Raw genomic sequence first — 9345 nt, 5'->3', positions numbered from 1 at the left:
AGTTCCTGGTTCTGGGTTGTCTTGGAGTGACAAACCTTGATACCGGAACTCCGCTTCTTACTCCCCGATCAACACACCCCTTGACCAGCCACACCAACGCCTAACTGAACGGCGTTGTGTCTAGCCGGCGTCCTCGATACTGGTCCACAGTTGGTCGTACCAGGGCCCGGCCGGCGTCTCGGCCCCGGGCGCCGTGGAGGCGACGACGTCGTCCGGTTCGCGAACAACCCTCAAGAGCTGCTCACCCGGGCGTACGAAATACATCTCCCGTGCCTTGATCCGGACGAACTCGGGATCCTGCCAGTTCCGCAGCTCCCGCGCCTTGCCCTCGATGACGTCCCGCTGTTCGGCCTGCTCCGCCTCGAGCTGTGCGATCTGATCCTTCTGCGCCAGATACGTTCGCAGCGACGGGGTCGACGCCAACGCCAGAGCCGTCAGGATCGTGCCCATGACGACCATCCGGCTGCCCCCGCGCCGTGGTCGCCGGTCGATGGTGTGCTGCGTGTGGGTGCGCTCCACCACCCGTCGCCGGGACGCGGCCGGACGCCGCCGTCCCCGCACCCCGGCATCGGCGCGCATGCCGGGTCTTCCCGGATGCCGCCCGCGCGGCACTCGCCGCTGTGTAACCATTACCCATCCTCTTGCCGGTAGCTTTCCGTGCATCCTAGATAACCAAGCGTGCGAATGTATCGCTGCCACGCCTGTGCTTGACTGCGCGAGTGAACAGCGGCAACGTTCGGCGGGTGACGATCTCTCGACGCACCTTCATCGCCACGGCAGCCGCGGGGGCTGCCGTCGCATCCGGACCTTCGGCGGCGTCCGCCCAGGCCGGCGCCCGGCCCGTGGTCCGCCCGCCCGCACTGCGCGCCGGTGACCGGGTCCGGGTCATCGCCCCGGCCGGGGTCCCCGACACGCGGCTGGCCCGCGGCATCCAGATCCTGGAGGGCTTCGGCCTGGTCGTCGAACCGGGCGCCCACCTGTATGACCGATTCGGATATCTGGCCGGCACCGACGACGACCGTCTCGCCGACCTGAACGCCGCCTTCAGCGATCCGGGCATCCGGGGTGTCTTCGCCGCCCGGGGCGGTTACGGCACCCAGCGGATCATCGACCGGTTCGACCGGGACGCGGTCCGCCGCGACCCGCGCGTCTTCGTCGGATTCAGCGACCTGACCGTGCTCTCCGGCCGCGTCTGGAACGCCGCACGCCTGGTCACGTTCTACGGCCCGATGATGAACTGGACCGACTCGCGCACCGGGCCGACCGAGATCGAATCCCTGCGCCGCGCCATTATGACAACCGACCCGATCGTCCTCACCACCGACCCCGCCGAGCCGAGCGCCGCCGTCTCGATCCCCGGCACCGCGACCGGCACCCTCCTCGGCGGCAACCTGACCATGCTGCAGGCGAGCATCGGCACCCGGGACCTGCCCGACCTGCACGGCGCGATCGTACTGCTGGAGGAGACCGACGAGGCGCCCTACGCGTACGACCGGATGCTGACCCAGCTGATCCGGTCCGGCGCGCTCAAGGGCATCGCCGGGGTGGCGCTGGGCCACTTCACCAACGCGCCGGTCGTCGCCGGCCAGTGGACCGCGGCGCAGGCGGTGCAGGACCGCCTGTCCACGCTGGGTGTCCCGGTGCTGGGCGGCCTGCGTTCCGGCCACGGCAACGGCCAGCTCACCGTGCCGCTGGGCACGCAGGCCACCCTCGACACGACCACCGGCACCCTGTCGGTCGCTCCCGGGGTCACGCTGTGAGGGTCGGAGACCTTTTCGGGGGTACGCGCAAAGCACCCACCCCCACCGCAACGACGCCCCGGTGTGTCGCGTCCTCCCGAGCCAGGCCGTCGACGCAGATCCGGAACGCCGGCGCCGAGAACGGTTCGCGTACCTGACGGGTCAGGCCGCTCTGAGCAGCAGTTCCTGTGGGCAACACGACCCGATCAGGTGGCCGCCTGGTGAAAGGGCGCGGGGTGGTGGCACACGGCTTCGAGGTTGATGCCGTGCGGGTCCAGGACGAACGCGCCGTAGTAGGCCTCGTGATATTCCGGGTGGACGGCCGGCGCCTCCAGGGACGTCGCGCCCGCGGTGAGGGCCGCCTGGTAGAACGCGGTCACCGCGTCGCGGCTGTCCACGGTGAAGGCCAGGTGCATGTTCGTGCCGACGGTGCCGCCGTCGATCAGCCAGAAGTACGGCTTGACGTCGGCGAGTCCGAAACCGGTCATCGCGGTCGGCTGGTCGGGGCGGGCGTTCGGCGGGAACTCGAGCATCTTGGTGATCCCGATGGCGGCCAGCACCGGCTCGTAGAAGGCCACGGCCCGGGTGAGGTCGGGCACGGCGACGTTGAGGTGGTCGATGCGTGATCCCGAACGGTCAACAGTCATGACCCCAGGCTGCCCGGAATTCCGGACACATCCCGGCCGCAATCACCGGAGGAGGAGCAGGAGGAGGAGGAACACCGAAGGTTCAGGCGTCGAAGAGATCGCGCAGACCCGAGGCCGCGGCGATCCGAGCGACGTACGGCTGGAGGCCCGTCACGCGTACCCGGACGGATCTGACCCTCGCCGCCTCGTGCACCGCGACCAGAACGCCGATCCCGGCCGCGTCGAGCAACGGCACCCCGGCCAGGTCGATCATCAGCTCGCCCGGGGCGACCTCGTCGATCACCGCGAAGAGTTCCTCGCGCAGGTGGTCGGCGTTGTCCCGGTCGACCTCGCCGGTGACGCCGACGCGCAGGCCGTCCGTCCTGAACGACGTCGTGATGGTCAGACGGTGGTCGGTGTCGTGGGCGCCCACCCACGCCGGCAGCGTGTCCGTCAGCATCGCCGCGCGTAGCCACTTCAGGGCGCGGGCCAGCAGCCGGGACACGTGCATCTGCGAGATGCCCATCTCCTCGGCGATCTCGCTCTGGCTGCGGTTGCCGTAGAAGCGCAGGGCCAGCATCCGGCGTTCCCGGGCGGGCAGGTAGCAGAGCAGATGTTCCACGGTCGTGCGGTCGTCGACCAGGTCGAGCTGGTGGTCGGCGCCGCCGATCAGGTCGCCGCGTTCGGTGCCGTCCGGGTCGCCGACCGGGACGTTGAGGGAGCCGGGCTGGTACGCCGCGGCCGCCTCCTGGGCGACGCGCACCTCGGCCACGTCGAGCCGCAGCCGCGCGGCGATCTCCTCGGGGCTGGGACTGCGGGACAGTTCGGTGGTGAGCGCCGACGTCGTGTGCAGGATCTCCAGGCTGAGGTCCTGCATGCTGCGCGGCACGTGCACACCCCACGCGTGGTTGCGGAAGTGCCGTTTGATCTCGCCCGTGATGGTGACGACGGCGTACGCGGTGAACGACCCCCGCTCCGGGTCGTAGCGGTCCACGCTTTTGAGCAATCCGACCCGTGCCACCTGTTCGAGGTCTTCGTGGCTCTCGCCGCGCCCCCGGTAACGGCCGGCCAGCCGGCGGGCGAACGGCAGTGCCAGTCCCACGAACTCCTCACGGAGGCGGCGCCGACCGTCGGGGCCTGCGGCGGCGCTGGCCAGCGCGTACTCGTCGGCGGCCTGATCGAGGTCCTCGATGTGGTGATCAGTTCCCTGCGGCATGGCAGCCCCGGTGGCTCGAAGACCCGGCGTTTGCCGGACTGCAATCATTCCGGCAGCACCATACCCCGGCATCAGGCCCGGGTGCAGGACGGTTGTGCGCATCTCCCCTCGCCGGAAGGCCGCTCAGTGCCGGGTCACCGCCCACACGGCGATCGCGACCCGGTTGGGCAGGCCCAGCTTGCGGCCGATCGCCAGCACGTGGGTGTCCACCGTTCGGGGGGCGATGTGCAACTGGACGGCGATCTGCGGGTTCGTCATCCCCTCGGCGATACACGTGACGACGTCGAGTTCCCGGTTGGTCAGGCCGCCCGGGTTCGCCTTGGCCGAGGCCCGGCGGGAGACCGGTTCGCCGAGGGCGACCCGGACCGCGTCCGCGTCGGTGCTCTTCGCGCCGCCGGCGTACTCCCTGACGGTGGTGTCCTCCCCGATGACCTCGACGATGCGGGCGTGCGCCCGGTCCCGGAGGCGGGCGAACGGACCCAGCCCGGCCACGGTGACGCCCTGCTGCTGGTGACGGGCGCGGGCAGCGCCGAGAAGCCAGGCCGCCCGGTGCGCGCCGGCTGTCGCGTCGTCGCCGGTGCCGAGGCGGGCGGCGAGGATCACCGCGAGCGCCTCGAGACTCCAGGTCCGGCCCCACCGGTCGCCCATCACGTGCTGTTCGCGCAGGCAGCGGGTGACCAGGGCGAGGGCCTCGTCGAGCCGGCCGTCCCGCAACGCGGCCTGCGCCGACGCCCAGCGCGCCCACGAGACGGCCCACGGAGCCCCGGCCTCCTCGGCCTGGCGCAGGTGTTCCCGGCCGGCCTCGGCGACGGTCTCGCTCTCCCCGGCCAGGACCGTCGCGATCGTCAACATCATCGTGGTCATGTGCCGGTCGCCGGCGACCTGCGGCCCGGCGAACAGTTCGCGGGCTGCGGCGAGTTGCCCGATCGGTTTGCGGGTGCCGTGCAGCAGCACCTCGGCTCCGGCTTCGGCGAACAGCACCGGCGCGCTGATCGGCAGGTCCCGGTCGTGCAGCAGGGCGTGCGCCGCGGCGAGCAGGGTGCCGGAGGTCCGGTGCCGGCCGCGGGTCGCCGCGACCCAGCCGGCGGTGGCCATGGTGGCGGCCAGGTCGGCCGCGTCCTCGTCGTCGCGGATCGTGGGGACCGACGCGTCGATCACCTGTCGCAGGAGTTCCGCCACGGCGTCCAGAGATCCGGAGAAGAACGGCGCACGGGTACGCACGAGATCCCGCACCATCCTCCGCGCGTCCCGGTGGTCCCCGATCGCCAGGCTGTGCCCGACCGCCGCGGTGATGTCGGGCAGTTCCCGGTGGACCGCGGTCATGACGGCCACCTCGTCCGGGCCGAACCAGCCGGTGGCGGCCCGGTCGAGCAGCCCCCGGTGGTAGTCGCGGTGCCGGGTCCGTTCCTCGCCCGCCAGCCGCCGGGCGCCGTACCCGCGTACCGTCCCGAGCATGTGGAACCGGCCGTCGTGCATGGTCAGCACACTCTTGTTGACCAGCCCGTCGACCGCGTCGAGCACGTCACCGGTACCGGCGGCGACGTGTTCCACCGCCTCGAGGGTGAACGATCCGGTGAACACGCTCGCCGCGCGCCAGACCGCCTGTTCGGCGCCGGTGCACAGCTCGTAGCTGAGTCCCACGGTGTCGTCGAGCTCGCCGAGCAGGGTGAACCGGTCCGCGGTCCGGGCGATCAGCTGGTCCAACGGCAGGGTCCGGGCGCGTCCCGCCGCCAGCTTCACCGCCAGGGGCAGCCCGTCGAGGTTGCGCGACAGCCGTTCGAGGGTGCCCAGGTCGGCGGCGGCCGCGGTGGTCGCGCCGGCGGCGGTGGCGAGTTCGATGAACAGCCGCACGCTGTCGGAGGTGGACAGTGGGGGTACCGGCACGACGTGTTCGCCGTCGACGTTCAGCCGTTCCCGGGAGGTCGCGAGGATCCGCAGTTCCGGCTCGGCCCCCAGCAGGGCGAGCACCACGGCACGGGCGGGGCCGACGACACGGTCGAGGTTGTCGAGGATCAGCAGGCCACGCCGGCCGGTCAGGTCCGTGGCGAGCAGGTCGCCGCCGTCGACCACCCGGCAGTCGTCGGACAGTTCTCCCAGGTGCGCGGCGATGCGGCTCTTGCCCACCCCGCCGCTGCCGGTCAACGTGACCAGCGGCGCGTGCTGCAGCAGTGCCCCGATCTGGTGAACCATCGCCGTTCTCCCGACGAACGGGGCCAGATCCAGAGGAAGATGTCCGCGACTGCCCGTGATCACTCGGGAACCATACAGTGATCTGCGTAGACGCGGTTCGGAGATATCAGTGAATGCGCGGATGGGCGCGTCAAGTCCGTTTCGGAACACTGAGTGATCACGGGAGCGCGGGGAGTGCCGCGCAACGGGACCACTCGGGGGAACCTTCCATGCGCGACATTCTCATCGTCGGCGCCGGTCAGGCCGGCCTGCAGCTGACCCACGCCCTGCTCGCCGACGGGTACACGGTGACGCTGCTGTCCGCGCGTACCCCCGCTGAACTGCGCGGAGGCAACCCGCTCTCCACTCAGATGCTGTTCGGTCCGGCGCTGGAGATCGAACGGCGTCTCGGCCTCGACGCGCGGATGGACGAGACCCCGCCGGCGTACGGCCTGCGGGTCACCCTGTCCGGTCCTGGACAGCCGACGCCGCAGGCCGACCTGATCGGCACGCTGGACGTGCCGGCCCGGTCCTGCGACCAGCGGGTCAAGATGGCCGACTGGCTGGAACTCGCCGAGGAGCGCGGCGCCACGGTGATCCACCAGGCGGTCACCGCCGCCGACCTCGACGCGCTGACCCGCTCCGGCCGCTACGACCTGACCGTCGTCGCCGCCGGCCGCGGTGACCTGACCTCGCTCTTCGAACACGACCCGGACCGTTCGCCGTACACCGCCCCGCAACGCGTGCTGGCCGTGTCCTACGTGCACGGGCTGCGCCCCAGCCCCGCGTGGGCGGACGGGCACGTGGTCAACCACACCGTCGCCGGACTCGGCGAACTGTTCATCATGCCGACCCTGACCGGCACCGGCCCCGCCGACATCCTGTTCTTCACCGCGGTCCCCGGCGGCCCCCTGGCCGACTGGTCGCCCGCCCTGTCCCCCACCGACCACCTGGACCGCACGCTCGCCCTGATCCGCACCCACCTGCCCACCGAGGTGGCCGACCGGTGTCGCGACGTCACCCTCGTCGACGACCGGTCGACGCTACGCGGAAGCGTCACCCCGGCGGTCCGCCGCCCGGTGGCGGCCCTGCCCGGCGGTGGCCTGGCCCTGGGACTGGCCGACGTGGTCATCACCAACGACCCGCTGACCGGTCAGGGCGCCAACAGCGCGGCGAAGGCGGCCGACCACTACCACCGGGCGATCCTCGCCCACGGCGACCGCCCGTTCGACCGGACGTGGATGACCGACACCTTCGAGACGTTCTGGCACGGGTACGGCCGCGCGGTCACCGACTGGACCAACCTGATGCTGGGCCCGCCGCCGGCGCACGTCCAGCAGTTGCTCGGCGCCGCCACCGCACACCCGCCGACCGCCCGCCGTCTGGCCGCCGGTTTCGCCGACCCCACCGACTTCGACGCCTGGTTCATGACCGAGCCCGCAGCCACGTCGTACCTGGCCGGCCTGCACCAGAAGGCCTGATCTCCACACTCCTCACCACGTCCGTGTGGTCAGCCGATCCGCGGCATCAGGTCACCGCTCGCCGGCGCAGCAGTCGCCGGCGCAACCCTGGGCAGGGTCCGCCGCGGCGAGGGTGCCGGGTGCGCAGCAGGCGTCCCCGCGCCAGGCCTCCCGGCCCTCCTTGATCGCGACGGCGGCGATGACCAGTGCGGCGATCGGGTCGGCCCAGCTCCAGCCGAAGAGGCTGTTGACGACGAGCCCGGCGAGCAGGACCGCGGACAGGTAGGTGCAGAGCAGGGTCTGTCGCGAGTCGGCGACCGCGGTGCGGGAGCCGAGTTCGCGGCCGGCGCGGCGCTGGGCGTAGGACAGGCCGGGCATGATCGCCAGTGACACCGCGGCCAGGACGATCCCGGCGGTGGAGTGCTCGGCCTCGGCGCCGCCGAGCAGGGCGCGCACCGATTCGACGGTCACGTATGCGGCGAGCGCGAAGAACGAGACCGCGATGATCCGCAGCGCGGTCTTCTCCCGTTTCTCGGGGTCGGCGCCGGTGAACTGCCAGGCGACCGCCGCGGCGGAGGACACCTCGATGACCGAGTCGAGACCGAATCCGATCAGCGCGGTCGAGCCCGCGGCGGTGCCGGCGCTGATCGCGATGACGGCTTCGACCACGTTGTAGGTGATGGTCGCGGCGACCAGCAGGCGGATCCGGCGGCCGAGCTGGATGCGGCGGTGCGCGGACGGGCCGGTCGCGGCGCCGGGGATCAGCGGCAGGGTCATCAGCAGCAGTCCTTGTCGGCGGCGTCGGGGCAGGCGGCCGGGTCGACGGCCAGGACGAGGCCGAGCAGGTCGTCGAGGGCATGCAGGATGCGGGTGTCGGCGAGTTCGTAGCGGGTGCGCCGGCCCTCGGGGATCGCGACGACCAGGCCGCAGCCGCGCAGGCAGGCAAGGTGGTTCGACAGGTTCTGCCGGGTGACGCCGAGCAGACCGGCCAGGTCGGCGGGGTAGCCGGGCGCGTCGCGCAGGGCGAGCAGCAGCCGGGCTCGGGTGGCATCCGAGAGGGCGTGGCCGAATCGGGCGAGGACCTGTCCGTGGGTCGCTGTCTCCATCACCCGACAGTACAGCGAACGCTGTATTCAGCGAAACGTGTACTGCCGGGGCTGCGGGCGGCGACGTGACCGCTATCGCTGCTCGGCCGGTGCGGGCAGCAGGTGGGTGCGCAAGGTGGCGGCGCCGGTTTCGGTCAACCAGGATTTCAGCGTACGGAGACCGGGATGGATCACGCGCAGGGCCTCGATGTCGGCGTGCCAGCGGTGGCCCGCATGCCAGTTGCGGCGGGCGTCGGCGATCATCGGGCCGAGGGCGGTGGCTTCCGCGTCGGTGAGTTGTTCGTAGCGGACCGGGATGCCGGTGGCCTCACTGATCGCGGCGACGGCCTCGGCGGGCGTGGGGGCGTCACCGGCCAGTTCGAGGGTGCGGCCTGAGTAGCGGGACGGGTCGGCGAAGGCCGACGCGGCGAACTCGGCGATGTCCTCGGGGGCGATCACCTGCATGGGCTCGTCCGGTGGGAACAGGTGCCGGTGGACGCCGCCGGTGATGCCGTCGATGCCGGCTACCGACACGCCCCGGTAGTTGCTCAGGAAACGGACCGGGCGCAGCACCGTCGGGCGGGCGATGTGCTCGTGCAGGTACGCCTCGAGCAGCGCCTTTCCCCGGGCGCGCTGCGTTCCGTCGGGGGTGGTGGTGGCCACCGTGCTGAGCACGATCCGGTCCACCCCGGCGGCCACCGCCGCGTCGATCAGGGCGCGGCCCCGGACGGCTTCCCGCTCGTGGTCGGGTCCGGCGGGCCCGAAGGCGACCGGCGGGACGGTGAAGACACCGGCGACGCCGTCGAGCGCGGCCGGCAGGGTGGCCGGGTCGTCGAAGTCGCCCCGGACGAGGACGGCACCGCGGGCGGCCAGTGCGGCGGCCGCCGGTGTGGTGGTGTCACGGACCAGGGCGCGGACCGGCCGGCCTGCGGCGAGCAGGTGGCGGGCGGTGGCGCCGCCCTGGATGCCGGTGGCGCCGGTGACGAGGATGGGGTTCGATGCTGGCATAGGCGGAACGATCCGCCCGTTTCCCCGGACCGGACAAGGATT

The 9345-nt window shown here is 71.9% G+C and carries 9 protein-coding genes; 2 read left to right on the top strand and 7 right to left on the bottom strand.

Going from position 1 to position 9345, the window contains the following annotated elements:
- Positions 1–120: 120 nt before the first annotated feature.
- Positions 121–579, bottom strand: coding sequence for an FtsB family cell division protein (locus QSK32_RS44775; RefSeq protein ID WP_169792568.1), 459 nt, complete (start codon positions 577–579; stop codon positions 121–123).
- A gap of 263 nt (positions 580–842) precedes the next feature.
- Here QSK32_RS44775 and QSK32_RS44770 point away from each other — a divergent pair, with 263 nt between their 5' ends.
- Positions 843–1760, top strand: a complete 918-nt coding sequence (locus QSK32_RS44770) for a S66 peptidase family protein (protein WP_045747829.1) — start codon at positions 843–845, stop codon at positions 1758–1760.
- A gap of 185 nt (positions 1761–1945) precedes the next feature.
- Here QSK32_RS44770 and QSK32_RS44765 read toward each other — a convergent pair whose 3' ends face one another.
- The 3 genes from QSK32_RS44765 to QSK32_RS44755 all read right to left on the bottom strand — a co-directional run bounded on the left by QSK32_RS44765 (position 1946) and on the right by QSK32_RS44755 (position 5771).
- Positions 1946–2386, bottom strand: a complete 441-nt coding sequence (locus QSK32_RS44765; protein ID WP_285475481.1) for a VOC family protein — start codon at positions 2384–2386, stop codon at positions 1946–1948.
- A gap of 82 nt (positions 2387–2468) precedes the next feature.
- Complete coding sequence (locus QSK32_RS44760; protein WP_052721203.1) at positions 2469–3581, bottom strand: SigB/SigF/SigG family RNA polymerase sigma factor; 1113 nt, start codon at positions 3579–3581, stop codon at positions 2469–2471.
- Positions 3582–3704: 123 nt separating this feature from the next.
- Positions 3705–5771: an ATP-binding protein gene (locus tag QSK32_RS44755; RefSeq protein WP_285475480.1), complete on the bottom strand. Its 2067-nt coding sequence runs from the start codon at positions 5769–5771 to the stop codon at positions 3705–3707.
- A 209-nt stretch (positions 5772–5980) separates the two neighbouring features.
- Between QSK32_RS44755 and QSK32_RS44750 the strand changes: the two genes are divergently transcribed.
- Positions 5981–7231: a styrene monooxygenase/indole monooxygenase family protein gene (locus tag QSK32_RS44750; RefSeq protein ID WP_285475479.1), complete on the top strand. Its 1251-nt coding sequence runs from the start codon at positions 5981–5983 to the stop codon at positions 7229–7231.
- Between the two features lie 51 nt (positions 7232–7282).
- On the opposite strand, the gene QSK32_RS44745 is transcribed toward QSK32_RS44750, so the two are convergent.
- The 3 genes from QSK32_RS44745 to QSK32_RS44735 all read right to left on the bottom strand — a co-directional run bounded on the left by QSK32_RS44745 (position 7283) and on the right by QSK32_RS44735 (position 9303).
- A complete protein-coding gene (locus QSK32_RS44745) occupies positions 7283–7987 on the bottom strand; it encodes a cation efflux transmembrane domain-containing protein (protein ID WP_285475478.1) in 705 nt (234 codons plus the stop codon).
- Positions 7987–8316, bottom strand: a complete 330-nt coding sequence (locus QSK32_RS44740) for an ArsR/SmtB family transcription factor (RefSeq protein WP_285475477.1) — start codon at positions 8314–8316, stop codon at positions 7987–7989. The genes QSK32_RS44745 and QSK32_RS44740 overlap by 1 nt, the downstream gene beginning before the upstream one ends.
- Positions 8317–8388: 72 nt before the next feature.
- A complete protein-coding gene (locus QSK32_RS44735; RefSeq protein ID WP_285475476.1) occupies positions 8389–9303 on the bottom strand; it encodes an NmrA family NAD(P)-binding protein in 915 nt (304 codons plus the stop codon).
- Positions 9304–9345: the final 42 nt, after the last annotated feature.

This window comes from Actinoplanes sp. NBRC 101535 (assembly GCF_030269225.1).
GTDB lineage: Bacteria > Actinomycetota > Actinomycetes > Mycobacteriales > Micromonosporaceae > Actinoplanes > Actinoplanes rectilineatus.
This window is presented reverse-complemented; position numbering and strand designations above follow the sequence as displayed.

Bases quoted from the DNA above. Each gene is read 5' to 3' on its own strand.
- QSK32_RS44745 (WP_285475478.1), bottom strand. From the start codon at position 7,987: ATGACCCTGCCGCTGATCCCCGGCGCCGCGACCGGCCCGTCCGCGCAC.
- QSK32_RS44735 (WP_285475476.1), bottom strand. From the start codon at position 9,303: ATGCCAGCATCGAACCCCATCCTCGTCACCGGCGCCACCGGCATCCAG.
- QSK32_RS44760 (WP_052721203.1), bottom strand. From the start codon at position 3,581: ATGCCGCAGGGAACTGATCACCACATCGAGGACCTCGATCAGGCCGCC.
- QSK32_RS44750 (WP_285475479.1), top strand. From the start codon at position 5,981: ATGCGCGACATTCTCATCGTCGGCGCCGGTCAGGCCGGCCTGCAGCTG.
- QSK32_RS44755 (WP_285475480.1), bottom strand. From the start codon at position 5,771: ATGGTTCACCAGATCGGGGCACTGCTGCAGCACGCGCCGCTGGTCACG.
- QSK32_RS44765 (WP_285475481.1), bottom strand. From the start codon at position 2,386: ATGACTGTTGACCGTTCGGGATCACGCATCGACCACCTCAACGTCGCC.
- QSK32_RS44775 (WP_169792568.1), bottom strand. From the start codon at position 579: ATGCGCGCCGATGCCGGGGTGCGGGGACGGCGGCGTCCGGCCGCGTCC.
- QSK32_RS44740 (WP_285475477.1), bottom strand. From the start codon at position 8,316: ATGGAGACAGCGACCCACGGACAGGTCCTCGCCCGATTCGGCCACGCC.